This window comes from Sodalis sp. RH19, from assembly GCF_047324215.1.
Taxonomy (GTDB): Bacteria; Pseudomonadota; Gammaproteobacteria; order Enterobacterales; family Enterobacteriaceae; genus Acerihabitans.
This window is the reverse complement of record NZ_CP178734.1, coordinates 928,067-946,265: the sequence shown is the minus strand read 5'-3', so window position 1 is coordinate 946,265 and position 18,199 is coordinate 928,067. Positions and strand designations below refer to the sequence as shown.

Annotated in this window: 14 protein-coding genes; 9 read left to right on the top strand and 5 right to left on the bottom strand. The window is 63.1% G+C overall.

Annotated elements, in window-relative coordinates; all coding sequences use genetic code 11:
* Nucleotides 1-1,131: 1,131 nt before the first annotated feature.
* Entirely contained in the window at nt 1,132-1,959 is an 828-nt protein-coding gene (gene hutC / locus ACL2XF_RS04250) for a histidine utilization repressor (protein ID WP_413723171.1), read from the bottom strand.
* A 328-nt stretch (nt 1,960-2,287) separates the two neighbouring features.
* Here hutC and ACL2XF_RS04245 point away from each other — a divergent pair, with 328 nt between their 5' ends.
* From ACL2XF_RS04245 to hutH, 9 genes are all read left to right on the top strand, one after another.
* The gene (locus ACL2XF_RS04245) at nt 2,288-4,339 is read left to right on the top strand and encodes a hydantoinase/oxoprolinase family protein (protein WP_413723172.1); all 2,052 of its coding nucleotides are present in this window, start codon (nt 2,288-2,290) and stop codon (nt 4,337-4,339) included.
* Nucleotides 4,340-4,341: 2 nt separating this feature from the next.
* Nucleotides 4,342-6,309 (top strand): hydantoinase B/oxoprolinase family protein, encoded by a 1,968-nt coding sequence (locus ACL2XF_RS04240; RefSeq protein WP_413728083.1) that lies wholly within the window; start codon nt 4,342-4,344, stop codon nt 6,307-6,309.
* A 40-nt stretch (nt 6,310-6,349) separates the two neighbouring features.
* Nucleotides 6,350-7,894, top strand: a complete 1,545-nt coding sequence (locus ACL2XF_RS04235; RefSeq protein ID WP_413728082.1) for an ABC transporter substrate-binding protein — start codon at nt 6,350-6,352, stop codon at nt 7,892-7,894.
* Nucleotides 7,895-7,908: 14 nt separating this feature from the next.
* Nucleotides 7,909-8,829 (top strand): ABC transporter permease, encoded by a 921-nt coding sequence (locus tag ACL2XF_RS04230; RefSeq protein WP_413728081.1) that lies wholly within the window; start codon nt 7,909-7,911, stop codon nt 8,827-8,829.
* Nucleotides 8,826-9,701 (top strand): ABC transporter permease, encoded by an 876-nt coding sequence (locus ACL2XF_RS04225; protein WP_413728080.1) that lies wholly within the window; start codon nt 8,826-8,828, stop codon nt 9,699-9,701. Before ACL2XF_RS04230 ends, ACL2XF_RS04225 begins: the two co-directional genes overlap by 4 nt.
* Nucleotides 9,702-9,705: 4 nt before the next feature.
* Complete coding sequence (locus ACL2XF_RS04220) at nt 9,706-10,728, top strand: ABC transporter ATP-binding protein (RefSeq protein WP_410014490.1); 1,023 nt, start codon at nt 9,706-9,708, stop codon at nt 10,726-10,728.
* A complete protein-coding gene (locus ACL2XF_RS04215; protein WP_413728079.1) occupies nt 10,725-11,657 on the top strand; it encodes an ABC transporter ATP-binding protein in 933 nt (310 codons plus the stop codon). The genes ACL2XF_RS04220 and ACL2XF_RS04215 overlap by 4 nt, the downstream gene beginning before the upstream one ends.
* 132 nt (nt 11,658-11,789) lie before the next feature.
* Complete coding sequence (locus ACL2XF_RS04210; protein ID WP_413728078.1) at nt 11,790-12,743, top strand: hypothetical protein; 954 nt, start codon at nt 11,790-11,792, stop codon at nt 12,741-12,743.
* Nucleotides 12,744-12,844: 101 nt separating this feature from the next.
* Nucleotides 12,845-14,377 (top strand): histidine ammonia-lyase, encoded by a 1,533-nt coding sequence (gene hutH / locus ACL2XF_RS04205; RefSeq protein WP_413728077.1) that lies wholly within the window; start codon nt 12,845-12,847, stop codon nt 14,375-14,377.
* A gap of 92 nt (nt 14,378-14,469) precedes the next feature.
* Here the strand turns inward: hutH and ACL2XF_RS04200 are convergent, their stop codons facing one another.
* The 4 genes from ACL2XF_RS04200 to ACL2XF_RS04185 are packed head-to-tail and all read right to left on the bottom strand — an operon-like array spanning nt 14,470 to nt 18,178.
* Nucleotides 14,470-15,300 carry an ABC transporter ATP-binding protein gene (locus ACL2XF_RS04200; RefSeq protein ID WP_413728076.1) on the bottom strand — a complete coding sequence of 277 codons (831 nt, stop codon included), beginning with the start codon at nt 15,298-15,300 and terminating at the stop codon, nt 14,470-14,472.
* A 6-nt stretch (nt 15,301-15,306) separates the two neighbouring features.
* Nucleotides 15,307-16,338 carry an ABC transporter ATP-binding protein gene (locus tag ACL2XF_RS04195; RefSeq protein WP_413728075.1) on the bottom strand — a complete coding sequence of 344 codons (1,032 nt, stop codon included), beginning with the start codon at nt 16,336-16,338 and terminating at the stop codon, nt 15,307-15,309.
* Nucleotides 16,335-17,222: an ABC transporter permease gene (locus ACL2XF_RS04190; RefSeq protein WP_413728074.1), complete on the bottom strand. Its 888-nt coding sequence runs from the start codon at nt 17,220-17,222 to the stop codon at nt 16,335-16,337. The genes ACL2XF_RS04195 and ACL2XF_RS04190 overlap by 4 nt, the downstream gene beginning before the upstream one ends.
* Nucleotides 17,222-18,178: an ABC transporter permease gene (locus tag ACL2XF_RS04185; RefSeq protein WP_413728073.1), complete on the bottom strand. Its 957-nt coding sequence runs from the start codon at nt 18,176-18,178 to the stop codon at nt 17,222-17,224. The genes ACL2XF_RS04190 and ACL2XF_RS04185 overlap by 1 nt, the downstream gene beginning before the upstream one ends.
* Nucleotides 18,179-18,199: the final 21 nt, after the last annotated feature.

Sequence of the window (18,199 nt, the reverse complement as noted above, 5' to 3'; positions counted from 1 at the left end):
AAGCTGACAATCATTGAGGTAAACAGCCGCAGCATGAAATTACAGCCCGCCAAACCAGGCCTATGCCCTAGTCCCCCGAATCTGTAAGCGTATTAGATACATCGCACCTGGCGCTTTTAATTTAAAGCCGGAAGCGAGCATATGGCATTAGACATTAGACATTAGACATAGGGCTTTGGGCTTTGGGCTTTGGGCTTTGGGCATTTAACGTTTAGCATTAGCCATTTGGCTTTGAGCATTTATCGTTTGGCATTAGCCATTAGCCATTAACCATCAGGCTGTAAACTTTAGCGCAAAATGAATACTGATACCTTTCCCGGTAAGTGCATGCCGCAAGAAACCCAAAAACGCTATTTTACTCACAGGCGATGGTGTTGACCTGGTGCCGGCATAGAGTGCGCCGGCGGCGCACATCGCGGCTGGATGAGCCGCCGGGAGCGGCGAAAGCTAAGGGCCGCGCCGGGAGCGCGTCCCGTGCGGTCCAAAAGCCGGGATGGGTGATGCCGGGAACCGCGCAGCGGCGCACGACCTGCCGGACGCGCGGAGGTCAAGGAGGCCGTCGCGGTACGGCCTCTTTGTCGCTTGCCGTTACCCGGCAACACATACGAACACCTCACGCACGGCAAGCGAAACCTTCGCGAGGCGACATATGCCCTAGCGCACCCTGACGCATGGCATCCTAACGCACGGCAAGCGAAACCTTCGCCGAGGCGATATATGCCCTAGCGCACCCTGACGCAGAGTACCTTAACGCACGGCAAACGAAACCTTCGCCGAGGCGATATATGCCCTAGCGCACCCTGACGCAGGGTACCTTAACGCACGGCAAACGGAACCTTCGCCGAGGCGATATATGCCCTAGCGCACCCTGACGCAGGGTACCTTAACGCACGGCAAGCGAAACCCGCGCCACGGCAACATAAAGCTTACCGCCAACCGCAAACCAAACCCCCACCGGCACAACCTAATCCTTGCCCCAAGGCTCTCCGCCGGCTCCGGCGCGAACTCATCCATAAAGCGGCCATAGCGTCGAAACCCCTTAGCGCAATACGCCAGTATTCAAAACGCGCCGGCGTGTTTAGCGGCAATCTCGTGCCCATACGGATGTGAGCCAAAAACACCGGGAGGGTTTCAGCCCGGGTTGGGCGTATCCCGCTGCAAATTCGCCGGGCTGGGCCCGAAACGCACTAAAAAGCGGTGGCGTTCCCCCGGATAAATCAAGCGCACAAAGGTGATCAGCTCCCCCGACAGCCAGGTGCGCCTGGCAATGGAAATGCACGCCGTACCGGGCGATACCGATAATTGCCGCGCCAGCACATCGTCGGCGGAAATAGCGCGCAGGGAGTGCTCGCCTTCCGACCAGGGGATATTGCTTAACAACCAGCTGCCCGGCGGCATCTCGATAAACTCCTCCTGCGCCGCTTGCGGCACTACCGCCAGATTGATTTGGCGCGCCTCCAGGGCGAAAGGCAGGTTATCGGCGTAATGCATGACATCGATACATAGCATGCGTGCGTTAACGGGTATGCCGATATGTTCCGCTTCGACCGCGTCGGTAATAGTGCGGATGCCGCGCGACAGCAGCGAAAAACTGTACATGCTGTCGCTGGCCAGGACTTCGGCGCGAATATCCTGAATGGCCAGCAACGGCTCCTCGACACGCGGCATGGCGACGAAAGACCCTTTCCGGCGCTTGCGCACAATCATCCCGGCGGCCACCAGCGTCGACAGCGCTTTATTTACCGTCATTCGCGAGCATTGATAGACCGCCATCAATTCCTGTTCGGTGGGCACCCGATCGCCGGGATGCCACTCGTTGCTGAGGATTTTGTTTTTAATATCGTTCTGGATGCCCTGATGGATGGGCAGGGGTTTGACCCGCGAACGCTTAGGGATGAGCGGACTTGGCTCGGCGTGAGCGGGCGGGGCTTGGTGTAGCGGTGACTCGTTTTTGCTCATAATGGAGGTTTTCCCAAAGTATCAGCGATTAAGTATATACAAAACAAAAAGCAAATTCGCGCTATCATTTTTTCTTATTCATTTTTATCTTCGTTTTATGTATATACATAAAATAAGCCTATATGAACACGGCGTTTCCACCCCGATAAACACATTAATTTACTGTTTTAACGCTGCTTTATCATAGGATATTCGTATGAATATTGATCTGTTTTTCATCATAATGATATTTACATCCCAGTTCTTTATTATATTGTATATACCAATAGACTTCATCAGGGCGCCATTTTCGCCGGGACGCGGCGTCGGCGGCACAAGGGCAAATCGCATGATAAGAGTGGGAGTTGATATCGGCGGCACGTTCACCGACTTTGTCGTCTGGCGCAGCGACGCGCGGCAGGCGCCGTTATATTGTTTTAAAGTGCCCTCCACTCCGCCCCATTTTGCCGAGGGTTTTAAACAGGGCTTCGAGCGGTTATTGTCGGCATTGGCCGTGGGGCCGGAAGAACCGGTGGTGGTCATGCACGGCACCACTGTGAGCACCAACGCCGTGATCGAGCGTTCACAGCCGCCGGTCGCCCTGTTCGTCACCCAGGGATTTCGCGATATCCTGGAACTGCAGCGCCTGCGTCTGCTCGATCCCACCAATCTGCGCGGCACGCGCGGCCTGCCGTTGATCGAGCGGCACCAGGTTTTTGAAATACGCGAACGCATGGCGGCTGACGGCGGCGTTATCGACGCGCTGTCGGCGGAATCGGTGGCCGGCGCGGTGGCGCAGGTGGTGGCCGCCGGGCTCGACAGCATCGCCGTCGCCTATATCAACAGCTATCAGGATCCCCGCCATGAGCGGGAAACGCGCGCATTGATCCGGCGGCTCGCGCCGTCCCTGGATGTCTGCCTGTCCAGCGAGGTGTGGCCGCGCCCCGGCGAATACGAGCGGGCGGTCAATGCGTTGCTTAATGTCTATGTTAAGCCCCGGATGTCCTCATACCTGGGGCAGATTGAACACTACCTGACCAGCCGTCTGCGCCACGTCCAGCTGTTTATCACCCGCTCCAACGGCGGGGCCATGTCCGCGCGCGAGGCGCGCCATTTCCCGGTGCATACGCTCCTGTCCGGCCCCGCTTCCGGGGTAACGGCGGCGCAGCTAATTACCCGCGCGGCGCCGGAGCAGCATTTTCTGACAATGGATATGGGCGGCACCAGCACCGATATTTCCCTGATCCGCGCCGGCATGCCGACGGTGGTGGAGCAAACCGAGGTCGGCGAGTTCCCTCTGACCATGCCGGTTACCGGCATCGAGGCGATAGGCGCCGGCGGCGGTTCCATCGGCCGTTTCGACGGGCCGGTGTTCCGCGTCGGCCCCAAAAGCGCCGGCGCCTGGCCCGGCCCCGCCTGTTTTGCGCGCGGCGGCGCCGAGCCTACCGTGACCGACGCCTACTTATTATGCGGTTATCTGGACGCCGCCACTTTTCTCGGCGGCGAGATGCCCCTGGACACCGCTGCGGCCCGCGCCGCCTTCGCTCCCCTGGCCGCGCGCATGGCCGCGACGGAGACGGACGCGGCCGGCGCCGCCATCGCCATCGCCACCTCCAATATGGTCGCCAGCGTATTGCCTTATCTGGCCCGCCACGGTGTCGATCCGCAGGACGTGACCCTGGTGGCGTTCGGCGGCAACGGCGCCATCCACGGTCCGCTGCTGGCGGCGGAAATCGGCATCCCACGGGTTATCGTGCCCAACAATCCGTCGGTATTCTGCGCCGTGGGCGGCGTGGTCGCCGAACTGACCCATGACACCATCGCCATCGTACAGCAGGGCGCGATGGATACGGCGCGCTTGCAACAGACCTTTGCCGGGCTGGCGGACGCGGCCAGGGCCTGGCTGGCGCGGCAGACCGACCCTGGCAACGTGGTCGCGATCGCCCTGGAGTACTGGGCGGATATGCGCTATCGCGGCCAGTCGTTCCAGATCCCGGTGCGCATTGAGGCGGCCGCCCCAGACGGCATCAGCACCACGCTCGCCGTCGCCGCGTTTCACGCGGAGCATTTACGCTTGCATACCCATGCCGACACGGAGGCGTCCGTTGAATTTATCGAACTGCGGGTGCGGGTGCGCGGCGCGCTGGCCGCGCCGGAAGGCAATGCGGCGACGCGGCCGGCGGGCGGCGGCCGACCCCGCCCCCGCGGCTTTCGGCGGCTGCATATCGGCGCGGCGTTGCTGGAGGATTGCCCGGTTTATGACCGCACCGTATTGGGAGTGGATGCCCAGGTACCGGGGCCGTGCATTATCAGCCAGAGCGACGCCACCGTGCTGGTCCCGCCCTTTTTTACCGCCAGGGTGCATGCCGGCGGCGACATTATCCTGACGCAGGAGCATTGATTGTGGATCCCATCCAAACGGTCATCATGAATAATCGCTTTAACGCCATTGTCGAAGAAGCCTCCGTCACCCTGTATCGCACCGCCCATACCACCTTCGTCAAACTGGTACAGGATTTTCAATGCGGACTGGCCACGCCGGCAGGCGAAATGTTCGCCTATCCCAGCCACAACGGCGTTAACGCCTTCATTGGCCTGCCGGTGGCCGGCGGCCTGCACGGCATCGGCGTAGAACATCTTGAGCCCGGGGATTGCATTATCACCAACGACCCTTTCAGTACCGACGGAATGGTGACGCATATCATGGATGTTTCCATGGTGCGGCCGGTCTTTGTCGGCAATGAGCTGGTGGCCCTGGCCTGGTCGTTCGTGCATGCCTCCGATATCGGCGGCGCGGTGCCGGGCAGTATTTCGCCGGCGTTTACCGAGGTGTTCCAGGAAGGCCTGCGCGTCAGGCCGACCAAACTCTACAAACGCGGACAGCTCGATACCGCCATCCGCAATATCTTTATCGATAACAGCCGCATCGCCGATGAGCTGTGGGGCGACTTCCAGGCCATGATATCGGCGCTGGCCAGTATGGATAAGCGGCTGAATCAACTGTGCCAGCGCTATGGCGTGGCGGCGGTGCGCGCGGGCATGGAAGCGTCCATGGCCCTGGCCGATGCCAAGGCCCGCCAGGTTATACGCCGCATCCCCGACGGGGATTATCCCTTCGCCGATTATGTCGAAGGCATGAGCGAAGGAGATTTTATCCATATCCACGCCGTGATGCGCGTGCGCGACGAGCGCATTGTATTCGACTTCAGCGGCACCGACCCGCAGGTGGCGGCGGCCTTTAACTACGTCACCGGCGCGCGCGCCCACCCCTATACCCTGCAGGCGTTTATCTATTATATCCTGACCCGGGAGCCGGAAGCGCCGCGTAACGCGGGCCTGCTGCGCGCCCTTGAGGTCATCGCCCCGCGCGGCACGGTGATGAACGCCGAATTTCCGGCGGCCGGCGGTTCGCGGGTCACCACCAGCACCCGCGTTTACGACGTCATCCTGGGCTGCCTGAACGCCGCCCTGGCCGACGGTCTCACGGCGGCGGGTCCCGGCATGTCGGGAGTGATTGTGGTTTCCGCCAAAGATCCCCATGGCGAGGGCAATCGCGTCAGCGTGATCAATCCCTTGTGCGGCGGCGGCGGCGGACGTTTCGGCCTCGACGGCACCGACGGGGTGGACTCCCGCTCCGGTTATCTGCGCACGGTGCCTGCCGAAACCATCGAGGCCGAGACGGTGATGCGGGTGAAACGGTATGGCCTGGTGACCGACAGCCAGGCGCCCGGCCGCTGGCAGAGCGGCGCCGCCATTGCCCTGGAGCTGGAAAATACGGGTCCCGAGGCGGTGATGACGGTGCGCGGCATGAATCGTTTCTATTTTCAGTCCTGGGGCGCGCGGGGTGGGCAATGCGGCCATTTGGGATCCGTATTGCTCAATCCCGGCACCGATGATGAGCGCAATCTGGGCAAGATTGATGTCCTGAAGATGCAACGCCACGACGTGGTGCGCCTGACCTCGCCCTCGGGCGGCGGCTTTGGCGACCCTTTTCTGCGCGATCCGCGCCAGGTTGCCCACGATGTGCGGCGCGGCCTGGTGTCCGTCTACAACGCCCGGGCCAGTTACGGCGTGGCGGTGGACGACAGCGGCCGGCTCGACCCCGATGCCACCGCGCGGCTGCGCGCCGGGCACAGCAGCGTCGCGCACGGCCTGTTTACGCTTGGGAGCGCGCGCGATCGCCTGGATCGGGTCTGGCCGCGCGAAATCCGGGCGGCGCTGGCCATGAGCCTGATGCGCGAGGAGCGCCGCCTGCGCCAGTCCCTGCGCCTGGCGGTCATTAAACGCCTGACGGCGGAAAACCGGCCGGTCAGCCTGACGATGATGGCCGCGGTTATCGCGGAAGAATTGCAGTACCTCAGGATGCACTGATTTTCCCCATCGCTCCGTTCTCTCATACTGGAGATCAACCATGTGTCATGTTCTCAGGCTTGCCTTGTCAGGCAAAGCGCGCCAATTACGACTGCTGGGCTGCGCCGCGTTATTATCCGTTGCCGGCAGCCTGCCGGCGGTCGCGCTGGCGGATACCGTCAATATTGCCTTTTCCGCCGCGGTGACGACGCTTGATCCGCAGCAGGCCACCGTGGTGCAGACGGATTTAAGCGTCATCAGCCATATCTACTCGCCGCTGGTGATACGCAATCCCGACCTCGGCATTACCGGCGTCGTGGCGGAATCATGGCAGGCTATCGACGACAACACCTGGGACTTCAAGCTGCGCCCGGGCATTACCTTTGCCAATGGCAAGCCGCTGGATGCCGCGGTGGTAAAGTGGAATTTCGATCATTTACTCGATCCCGCGCATAAAACCCGCGTCAAGGAATGGTATAGCCTGATCGATCATGTCGACGTCGTGGCGCCCGACGAAGTGAAAATCATTACGCGCATGCCCTTCCCCGGGCTGGTGGCGCAGCTGAGCATGCTGTTCATGATGGAGCCGTCATGGACCGCGACGCACGATCCCAGCCGCGAAGCCATGGGCAGCGGCCCGTATCAGCTGGCGGAATACGTGCCGGGCGAACGGGTGGTGCTGACGCCCAACCCCACGTATTTCGGCACCCAGGTTTTCGGCACGCCGGCGCCGCATGACAAAGTCGTGCTGCGCATGATAAGCGAACCGGCGGTACGGGTGTCGGCGTTGCTGGCCGGCGAGCTGGATCTGGCGCTGGATATTCCGCCCACGGATATCGCGCGCATCAACAGCAGCGGCATCGCCCATGCCGGCTGGGGAGAAAGCAGCCGCGCGATGATCATTAAAATGAATAACCTCAAGCCGCCCTTCGCCAACAACCTCAAGCTGCGCCAGGCGATGAACTACGCCATCGATCGCCAGGGCATTATCGACGCCATTTATAACGGTCACGGCGCCATCAGCAAAGGCCAGCTGCTGTCGCCCATGTATTTCGGCTACAACGATAAACTGCAGCCCTACCCCTACGATCCGGACAAGGCGCGCCAGCTTATCGCCGAGTCGGGATTGCCGCAGCCCATTTCCTTTGAACTGCAGGTGCCGCTGGGACGTTATCTGTTAAGCCAGGAAATCGGCCAGGTGATCGCCGCCCAGCTGCAGGAAGTGGGTTTGAACGTCAGCATCAAGGAAATGGAATACGCCAACTGGTCCAACGCCTATACCCGCGGCGATATGGGGCAGGCAGCGTTTTTAGGCCAGGCCTGGCCGACCCTGGACGCCGACGGCCTATTGGGTCTGTATCTGCCCACCGACCCCGGCGCTTACTGGAAGGATGACGTTTTTGCCGGCCTGGTGATGAAAGGCCGCTCAACGGTTGATAAGCAAAAACGCGCCGCCTGGTACCAGCAGGCAACCGAACGGATGCGTGAACAGGCGCCGCTGGTGTTTTTATTTAACCAGCCGCTGACCTATGCCACATCGAAGCGATTCACCTGGCAAACGCGCGGCGACGACTGGGTGCGGGTTTTCGATTTAGTGGCGAAATAAACAGGCGGTGGCGCGTGGCGAAATATATTCTGTCCCGACTGCTGGAAGCCCTGGCGGCGGTATTCGGCCTGGTGACCCTTATTTTCCTGGTGTCGCGGTTACTGGGGGATCCGGTTTCTTTATTGCTTCCCCAGGGCGCCAGCGCCGCCGACCTGCAGGCCCTGCGCGAGCAGCTCGGCCTGCAGCGTCCCTTGCTGGAGCAATATCTGCGTTTTCTCGGCCATGCGCTGGCCGGCGATTTCGGCCAATCCTTTTTTTACCAGCATTCGGCGCTGGGGATTGTGCTGGAACGGATGCCGGCCACGCTGCTGCTGGCGGCGCTTTCCGCGGTGACCGGCATTCTGGCGGGCTGCCTGGCCGGTTTGATTGCCGCGCTTTACCGTAACTCGGTATGGGAGTTCCTGGTGTTGACCCTGGCGATGCTCGGACAGGCCACGCCGGCGTTCTGGCTGGCGATTATGCTGATCCTGGTGTTCTGCGTCGATCTTGGCTGGCTGCCCACCGGCGGCACCGGCAGCCCGCTGCATTTGATTTTACCCACCGCCGTGATGTCTATTTTCGTCGCCGCCAATATCACCCGCCTGTTCCGTTCCAGCCTGCTCGACGTCATGAGCGAGGATTATATCCGCACGGCGCACGCCAAGGGCCTGCCCCCGCGGGTGATCATGACCTGGCATATGGCGCGTAACGCCATGCTGCCGGTGGTCACCATGAGCGGGCTATTGGTGGGCGAAATGCTCGGCGGCTCGGTGGTGGTCGAAACCATTTTTTCCTGGCCGGGGGTCGGCAGGCTGATTGTCGAGGCGGTGGCGAACCGTGATTTTCCCGTGATCCAGGCGGGAGTCATGGTGGTGTCATGCCTGTTCCTGCTGGTCAGCCTGGGGGTGGATTTGCTCTATAGCCTGCTGGACCCGCGCGTGAGGCAAACGCGATGAGCCGCATGAACGTGATGCGCGCCGTGGGACGGCGTATTGGGTCGAGCGCCATCGGCGCTGTCGGCTGGCTTATCATGGCGTTATTGCTGCTGGGCGTGTTGGCCACCTTCGTGATCCCCCTGCCCAGCCCGGTACACGGCAATCTGGCCCTGCGGCTGGCGCCGCCCACGTACCGCTTTTTTGCGCCGGACGCCCATCCGCTGGGCACCGATCAGTTGGGCCGGGATATGTTGAGCCGGCTGCTGTACGGCAGCAGGGTCTCGATAATGGTGGGGTTTAACGCGGTGTTGATTGGCGGCCTCGTCGGCGTGGCGGTGGGCATGATTTCGGGGTACGCCGGCGGCCTCATCGATCGCCTGCTGATGCGTATTGTCGATATGCAGCTCTCGATACCGCTGATTCTGCTGGCGCTGATCATTATCGCCGCCACCGGTCCCAGCCTGGGCAACCTGATTATCGTCCTGGCCCTGACCAGTTGGATCCGTTATGCCCGTATGGTGCGCGGGCAGGTGCTGGCCCTGCGGCAGCGGGAATTCGTCCTGTCGGCGGTGGCCGTCGGCGCCCGGCCCTGGCATATCCTGCGCTATTACATTTTGCCGAATATCCTGACGCCCATCCTGGTGATCGCCACCCTGGAGTTTTCGCGCGTGATTCTCCTGGAGGCCAGCCTGAGTTTCCTCGGGCTGGGCGTGCAGCCGCCCTGGCCGAGCTGGGGCCGGATGCTGGCGGAGGGGCGCGCGTATATCGCCACCGCCTGGTGGGTCACCACCTTTCCGGGACTGGCGATAGTCGTGACGGTGATGGGCGCCAACTTTACCGGTGACTGGCTGCGCGATTATTTCGATCCCAAACTGAAGTCCGCCGGGGAGTAGCGCCATGCAGCCTTTGCTCGACGTGCGTAATTTAACCGTGGCCGTTCCGGCCGGACGCGGCGCGCCGCCGGTCAGGATTATCGACGATATCAGCTATAGCCTGGAGGATAACCAGACGCTGGGCATCGTCGGCGAAAGCGGCAGCGGCAAGAGCATGCAGGCGCTGGCGATGCTGGGATTATTGCCGCCGCGCAGCCGCGCCCTGGTCCACGGCGAGGTCATGTTCCAGGGGCACAACCTGCTGAGCCTGTCGGATAAAGCGCTGCGCGCCATCCGCGGCGCGCAGATCGGCATGATTTTCCAGGAGCCGATGACCTCGCTTAATCCGGTGCTGACCATTGGCCGGCAACTGGCGGAACCCCTGGTGCATCATCTGGGGATGAGCCATGCCAAGGCGCGCCGGCGCGCCGTCGACCTGCTCGGCCTGGTGGGCATCGCCGACCCCGCGCGGCGCGTCAGGCAGTATCCCTTTCAGTTTTCCGGCGGCATGCGCCAGCGGGTCATGATCGCCATGGCGATTGCCTGCAAACCCAAACTGCTGATTGGCGATGAGCCGACCACCGCCCTGGACGTGACTATCCAGGCGCAGATTATTGCGCTTATCCGCGATCTGCGCGACGAAATGAAGATGTCCATCATTTGGATTACCCATGACATGGGCGTGGTGGCCGCGATGGCGGACAGCATGCAGGTGCTGTATGCCGGCAAGATCATGGAGACGGGACCGGTGGAAAGGGTGTTCAGCCAACCCCACAGCGCCTATACCTGGTCGCTGTTGCAATCGATCCCCGGCCGGGGACAGCGACCCCGGCAACCGCTGTTCCAGATTGCCGGCCAGCCGGTGGATCCGGCGCGGCGACCGCCCGGCGACCCTTTTGCGCCGCGCAATCCGTTCGCCACCGCGCGGTGTTTTCTTGACGCGCCGCCGCTGCGTCCCGTCTCGCCCGATGAACCGCGCCATCGGGTGGCGGCCTGGTACGATTTGCCCCGCTGCCTGGCGGATCTTGATAAGGATAACGCGACATGAACGGCATGCCCCCGAGCGCCCCGCCGCTGCTGCAGGTGGAAGGATTATGCAAAGACTATCCCGCCGGCGCGTCTTTACTGGGCGCGCGCGCCGTGCTCAGGGCGGTTGACGGCGTCAGCTTTACCCTGGCGCGGGGGGAAACCCTCGGGCTGGTGGGCGAGTCCGGCTCGGGCAAAAGCACGGTGGCGCGCTGCGTGATGCAGCTGGAACGGCCGACCGGCGGCCAGGTATTGCTTAACGGCCGCGACCTGGTCGGTATGAGCCAGTCCGCGCTGCGGCCATTGCGCAAGGTGATGCAGATTATTTTCCAGGATCCCTATTCTTCCCTCAATCCACGGATGACGGTCGGCCGTTTTGTCGCGGATCCCATAGTGATCCATGAGGGCAAAATACCCCGTGAGGCGCTTATGCAGCGCGTGCGGGCCCTGTTTGCCAAAGTCGGCCTGGACGCCCGTCATCTCGGCCGCTATCCCCATGAATTTTCCGGCGGCCAGCGCCAGCGCGTCTGCATTGCACGGGCGCTGGCCATGTCGCCGCAGTTGATCGTGGCCGATGAGCCGATAACCGCCCTGGACGTCTCCATCCAGGCCCAAATCATAAACCTGCTGCAACAGCTGCAGGATGAACAGGGGCTGGCGTATCTGTTTATTTCGCACGACCTGGGCATGGTGCGCCATATCTGCCATCGGGTGGCCGTCATGCTGCGCGGTCTGATCGTGGAAACCGGCCCCGCCGAGGCCATTTTTCACGATGCCCGCCACCCTTATACCCAGGCGCTGCTGAGCGCCACCCTGGAAGCCGACCCCGCGCGGGAACGGAGTAAAGCGCGTCTGTTTTTCGACGCCGGCCAGCTTGACGGCAGGGCTCCCGGTTTTATGAAAGAGGTGACCCCGGGCCACTTTGTCAGGGAGTATGGCCACGCCCGCTGAAGAAAAGCCTCGTGCTTATTATTAATTGTATATACATAAATATTAATTGTATATACAATAAACCTGTCCGCGCCGCCGCGCCATAAGGGCCGCCAGCGCACGTTTTAGCGAAAACCATGACAGGAGAACGTAATGAGCTATACCAGCCTGGGGGATGTGATCGATCACGTTCGCAGCCAAACCGCGGCCATGGCCCGCGAGGAGCCCGCGGAGATTTACGCCTTTCGCACCGGAACCCTGGAGAACCAGGCGGGCAGCTACGGCCAGTATTTCGGTACCTGGGATATCGCGGCCGGTATGATGCGCGATTATTCCATGTATACCTATTATCCCTTGCTGCAAATCATTGAAAACCCGGATATCACGCTGCCGCAGTTCTGCTTTATCCTCGACAGTTTCGATCACCCGTACAGCAACTACCTGCGCTACAGCGGATTCCCGCAGCTGGGCAAACTGGCGCTGTCCCTGCGCGAATGGCTGCCGCGGGCGACATCGCGCCAGCAGGCGATAGAGGCGATCCGGGCGTTTTGCATCTATACCGATACGTTTGCCGCCTGGTCGTTCCATTATTTCCCGTGGGGACTGGGCAAGCAGTTTACCTACGCCAACCCCGAGGTGGCCGCGCCCGCCATTGCCGATGCATCCCGGCGGGTGCATATCAAGCCGGGCCGCAAGATCCGCCTGACCTGGCAACCGCTGGATATTACCGTGGATGCCTATCTGGCGGTCCATGAAAATCCGGAGTTATGCCAGGACCTGATGGCGGCCCTGCCTTTTACCGTCCTGCAAGATCACGCCGTGGTCACCGGCGAATCCATGTACGCCTGGTGCCCGCTGGTATCCACCGCGCCGATACAGGTGCGCGAGCGGATCTGCGACGCGCCCAAAGGGCGGCTGCGTTTTTCCCAATCCACCGGCCAGAAATTTATCGTGCAGTACGGACCGACCACCGAGGACCTGGCCCAACCGGTATTGGGAGAGGTCATTCCCGAGCATGCCGATCGCCTGGATAAGGTCGGCGCCGAGGTATGGAAAAGCACCTTTGACACCAAAACCCCCATCTGGCTGACCGTCGAGCTGGTCTGAGCAAGGGGCAACAGGGCGGCTTGCGCCGGCGTTTGCCGGCTGACCAGGCCGCCGCGCTTTGGCCGCGGCGCGGTTGATGTTTTTATTGGCAGGAAAAAACCATGACGATTATGTTAAAACCCGGCGCCGTCACGCTGGCTGAACTTGAGTGTATTTACCGGACCGACGAGCCCGTACGGCTGGATCCCGCGATGGAGCCGGCCATTCGCAAGAGCGCGGCGCGCGTAGCGGAAATCGTGCAGGGCGAAGCGGCGGTCTACGGCATCAATACCGGCTTTGGCAAATTGGCCTCGGTGCGTATCCACGCTGACGATGTGGTAAAACTGCAGCGCAACCTGATTTTGTCGCACTGCTGCGGCGTGGGCGACGCGCTGGCCAAACCGGTGGTGCGTCTGATCATGGCGCTGAAACTGATTTCGCTGGGCCGGGGCGCCTCGGGCGTGCGTTATGAGGTTATCGGCCTGATTGAAGCCCTGCTGGCCCACGATATCATGCCCGTGATCCCAAGCCAGGGATCGGTTGGCGCGTCCGGGGATCTGGCGCCGCTGGCGCATATGGTGGCCGCCATGATGGGCGAAGGCGACGCGGAGCTGCGCGGTCAGCGCATGCCGGCGGCGCAGGCGCTGGAGCAGGCGGGCCTGCGGCCTATCATCCTGGCGGCCAAAGAAGGACTGGCCTTGATCAACGGCACCCAAGCGTCCACCGCGCTGGCGTTGAAAGGGCTGTTCGGGGCGCACCGGGCGCTACAGTCGGCGCTGATTTCCGGCGCGCTGGTCACCGATGCGGTCATGGGCTCCACCGCGCCGTTCCATGACGAGATTCACCAGCTGCGCGGCCATCCCGGTCAGATTGATACGGCGCGGGCCCTCAATTGGCTGCTGCGCGGGTCGGAAATCCGCTTAAGCCATCTGGCAAACGACGAGCGGGTGCAGGATCCTTATTGTATCCGCTGCCAGCCGCAGGTGGCCGGCGCGGCCCTGGACCTGATCCGCCAGGTCGCCGTCACGCTCGCGCGCGAAGCGAACGCCGTTACCGACAACCCGCTGCTGTTATCCGATAACAGCGTGGTGTCCGGCGGTAATTTCCACGCGGAGCCGGTGGCTTTCGCCGCCGATATCCTGGCGCTGGCCATTTCCGAGATAGGCGCTATCGCCCAGCGGCGCATCGCCCTGCTGGTCGACCCGGCCATGAGCTTTGGGTTGCCCGCCTTTCTGGTGGCCGCGCCCGGACTGAACTCCGGCATGATGATAGCCGAGGTCACCTCCGCCGCCCTGATGAGCGAAAACAAGCAGATGACGCATCCGGCATCGGTAGACTCCACCCCGACGTCAGCCAATCAGGAAGATCATGTTTCCATGGCCTGCCACGGCGCCATGCGGCTGGGCAGGATGCTGGATAATCTGTACGCCATCCTCGGCATTGAGGTGATGGCCGCCGTACAGGGCCTTGAATTCAGGCTGCCGCTGCGGACCAGCGCGCCATTGGCGATGGCGGCGCGCCGCGTCAGGGAGCAGATTGCGCCGTTGACGGTGGATCGGTATATGGCCGGCGATATCGCCGCCGCGGCGCAGCTGGTGGCCTCCGGCGCGTTGATTGACAGCGTGGGGGACCAGGGGATACTGCCGCCGCTGTGATCCTGCGGCCGTACCGTCATCCCGGCGCTGGGGAAGCCCCGCGCCGGGCGCAGGTTTCACTGCAACCCGCCGGTGTTGCGGCGCTACCCGCATCACTGCGGTTCGGCCGGCGGCACCGCCGCCAGCAGCGCCCGGGTATAGGGATGGGCCGGGGCGGAGAAAATCTGCTCCCGCCCGCCGGTTTCGACTATGCGCCCCTGGTACATCACGGCGATACGCGGCGCCATATAGCGCACCACGCGCAAATCATGGGAGATAAACAGGTAGGCCAGCCCATGCTCCCGCTGCAACTGCTTCAGTAAATTAAGGATCTGCGCCTGTATCGACACGTCCAGGGCCGAGACCGGCTCGTCCAGAATCAGCAGCCGCGGTCTCAGCGCCAGCGCGCGGGCGATGCCGATGCGCTGGCGCTGGCCGCCGGAAAACTCCGCCGGATAACGCTGCGCCAGCGCCGGATCCAGCCCCACCTGGCGCATCAGCGCATAAATCCGTTTTTGCCGCTCGGCGGCGTTGCCGATGCGATGCACGGTAAGCGGCTCGCCGATAATATCAAAAGCGGTCATGCGCCGGTTGAGGGATGCGTAAGGGTCCTGGAAGACGATTTGAAATTCCCGGCACAGCCTGGCGTTGCGCCGCCTGGGCAGGGCGGTAATATCCTCGCCGTCGAACCAGACGCGCCCGGCGGTCGGACGCGTCAGCCCCACCAGCACCGCGCTCAGGGTGGATTTGCCGCAGCCAGACTCGCCCACCAGGCCCAGGGTTTCACCGGCGTTCAGCGTCAAATCCACCCCACTCACCGCCATGACGGCGGCGGCGCGGCGCAAACCGCCGCCTGACGGCGGGTAATGTTTTTCGATGCCCTCCACCCGCAGCAGCGGCGGTGGCGCGGTGGGGCTTGCGAGCGGTATACCTGCGCTTGACATAGGCGATTAGTTCCTCTCCATGAGGACCGGCGCGGCCAGTTCATGGGCAAAATGACAGGCGCTGGCATGCGCGGGATCGGCCCCGTCCGCGCGCAGCGGCGGTATCTGGCCGGCGCAGATCGGGCGCTGCCGGCACAGCTGGCAGCGCGGGCGGAAGGCGCAGCCCGCGGGCAGGCGGGATATCAGCGGCGGCTCGCCCTTGATGGCCGCAAGTATCCGGTCCACGTCGTCGTCCAGGCGCGGAATGCTCTCCAGCAGCGCCCGGGTATAGGGATGGCGCGGCGCGCGGAATATCCGCCCCACCCGCCCTTGTTCGACGATACGGCCGGCATACATCACCAGCACCCGATCGGCGTACTGCGCCACCAGGCCCATATCGTGGGTGATAAGCAACAGCGCCGCGCCGGTCAGCCGGCAGGCGGCGCGCATGCTCGCCATGACCTGGGCCTGCACGGTAACATCCAGGGCGGTGGTCGGCTCGTCGGCGATAATCAGCCGCGGATGGTTTACCAGCGCGATGGCGATCAGGATGCGCTGGCACAGCCCGCCCGACATTTCGTGGGGATAACGTTTCATTTTGTCGGCGGCGTCGCGGATACCCACCAGCGCCAGCACCTCTTCCGCCCGGGCGGCGCGCTGCCGGCGGGTAAGCGAGGGCTGGTGGCGGCGGATGCTTTCGGTAATCTGCCGCCCGATGGTCAGCACCGGGTTAAGCGAGGACATCGGATCCTGGAATATCATGGCGATCTCATCGCCGTACGGCCCGGCGCCCCGCCCCGCCTCCGGCGCCGGTAAATCCCGGCCGTCAAAGCGCATCCTGCCGGCGGCCACCTCGATGCCCGCCGGCAACAGCGACATCAGCGCCAGCGCCGTCAGCGTCTTGCCCGAGCCGGATTCACCGACGATGCACAGGGTTTCGCCGCGTTCGACGCTAAAGGAGATATTATCGATCGCCCGGCAACGTTCCCGGCCGGTGGCGAGATCAACGCTTAGCCCCGTCACCTCCAGCAGCGGCGCCGGGAGTTCATGGCTTGTCATAAGGACCTTCCCAGCGGGTCGAGCGCCTTATGCAGCGCGTCGCCCAGTTGATTCAGCGCCAGTACCAGCACCAGTAACAGCAGGCCGGGTACCACGGCATACAGCGGCGCCGTCGCCAGGTAATCGCGGCTGCTGCTGAGCATCGTTCCCCACGAGGCGGCCGGGGGCTTGATGCCCAGGCCGATAAAAGATAAGGACGCCTCCAGCAAAATGGCGTGGCCTGCCGCCGACGCCAGCTGCGTTATCACCACGCCGATGCTGTTGGGCAGCACATGACGCAGCATGATGCGCCACGGGCCGCTGCCCTGCACCACCGCCGCCTTCACATAGTCAAGCTCGCGCTCGCGCAGCACCGACGCGCGCATCAGGCGCGCAAAAATAGGGATGTTCACCAGCGCCACCGCGATACAGATTTGCGCCAGCCCGGCGCCCAGGATGGCCACCGTCATGACCGCCAGCAAAATGCCGGGATAGGCCAGCAGGATATCGCAGCCCCGCATCAGCAGCGCGTCCAGCCAGCGCGGCCCCATGCCGGCAACCAGTCCCGCCACGATGCCCAGTCCCGCGCCCGCGCTCACGCTGATAAACCCCACCAGCAGGGAGATGCGCGATCCGAACAGCGCCCGGCTGAGCAGATCCCGCGACAGCTCGTCGGTGCCCAGCCAATGGCCGCCGGTACCGGCCGGCACCAGCCGCAGCCCGGCAAACTGGACATCCGGATCGCAAGGCGCCAGCCAGGGGGCCAGCAATGCCGCAAGCGTAATCATCGCCACGCCGCACAGGCCGAACAGGCCGGAGGGCGTGGCGAGCAGCGCCCTTAGCAACCGCAGCCGGCCGGGTCCGGCCGCCGCCGCGCCGCTCGTTTCCACAGCGTCTGCGCTCATCACGCCGCCCCCTTGACCAGGCGGATGCGCGGGTCAACGGCGCCGTACAATACATCGACCGCCAGGTTCAGCAGCAGGAAAAACAGCACCAGCACGATCAGGATCCCTTGCACCATGCCGTAATCGCGATTGATAATGGACTGTACCAGCAGGCGCCCGATGCCCGGCCAGGCGAACACCGACTCGATAACCACCGCCCCGCCCAGCATGCGGCCCAGCAGAATGCCGGTCATGGTGACAATCGGCAGCAGTGAATTACGCAGCACATGCCAATAAATGATATGCCCGCGGCTCAGTCCCTTGGCCCGCGCGGTACGGATGTATCCCTCTCCCAGCGTGTCAACCACCGCGCCGCGGGTCGAGCGCACCAGCACCGCCGCGCCGTGCAGCCCAAGCGTCAGGGTAGGCAGCACCAGCGCCTGGGCGAAACCGGCGAACGATTCATCAAGGCTGACAAATCCCCCCGGCGGCAGCCAGCCCAGGGTGACGGCGAACAGCAGGATGGCGAGCATGCCGAACCAGAAATTAGGCGTGGCCACCGCCACGGAGGAAAAGACCGACGCCAGCCAGTCGACGGCTTTGCCCTGCCACAGGCCGGCGGCCAGGCCCAACGGCACCCCCACCGCCAGCGCGCTGAACAGGGCCGTGGCGGCCAGCAGCAGGGAATACGTCAGGCGGCTGAAAATCAGCTCGCTGTTATCGCGATGATAGATATAGGAGACGCCGAAATCGCCGCGCGCCATATGCCCCAGCCAGGCGGCATACTGTACCGGCAACGGCCGGTCGAGGCCATATTCCACCCGGATGCGCTGCACATCCTCCCGGCTTGCGTCCGGCCCGGCAATCAGTTCGGCCGGATCGCCCGGCATGGCGCGCACCACCGCGAACACGATAATGCTTGAGACGAGCAGCACCGGGATCCACTGCATCAGCCGGCGTAGCAGATAGGCGGTCATCGTCTGTTTCTCCTGGTCCGG

Bases quoted from the DNA above. Each gene is read 5' to 3' on its own strand.
- ACL2XF_RS04195 (WP_413728075.1), bottom strand. From the start codon at position 16,338: ATGACAAGCCATGAACTCCCGGCGCCGCTGCTGGAGGTGACGGGGCTA.
- ACL2XF_RS04235 (WP_413728082.1), top strand. From the start codon at position 6,350: ATGTGTCATGTTCTCAGGCTTGCCTTGTCAGGCAAAGCGCGCCAATTA.
- ACL2XF_RS04200 (WP_413728076.1), bottom strand. From the start codon at position 15,300: ATGTCAAGCGCAGGTATACCGCTCGCAAGCCCCACCGCGCCACCGCCG.
- ACL2XF_RS04225 (WP_413728080.1), top strand. From the start codon at position 8,826: ATGAGCCGCATGAACGTGATGCGCGCCGTGGGACGGCGTATTGGGTCG.
- ACL2XF_RS04215 (WP_413728079.1), top strand. From the start codon at position 10,725: ATGAACGGCATGCCCCCGAGCGCCCCGCCGCTGCTGCAGGTGGAAGGA.
- ACL2XF_RS04185 (WP_413728073.1), bottom strand. From the start codon at position 18,178: ATGACCGCCTATCTGCTACGCCGGCTGATGCAGTGGATCCCGGTGCTG.
- ACL2XF_RS04190 (WP_413728074.1), bottom strand. From the start codon at position 17,222: ATGAGCGCAGACGCTGTGGAAACGAGCGGCGCGGCGGCGGCCGGACCC.
- ACL2XF_RS04245 (WP_413723172.1), top strand. From the start codon at position 2,288: ATGATAAGAGTGGGAGTTGATATCGGCGGCACGTTCACCGACTTTGTC.
- ACL2XF_RS04210 (WP_413728078.1), top strand. From the start codon at position 11,790: ATGAGCTATACCAGCCTGGGGGATGTGATCGATCACGTTCGCAGCCAA.
- hutC (WP_413723171.1), bottom strand. From the start codon at position 1,959: ATGAGCAAAAACGAGTCACCGCTACACCAAGCCCCGCCCGCTCACGCC.
- hutH (WP_413728077.1), top strand. From the start codon at position 12,845: ATGACGATTATGTTAAAACCCGGCGCCGTCACGCTGGCTGAACTTGAG.
- ACL2XF_RS04220 (WP_410014490.1), top strand. From the start codon at position 9,706: ATGCAGCCTTTGCTCGACGTGCGTAATTTAACCGTGGCCGTTCCGGCC.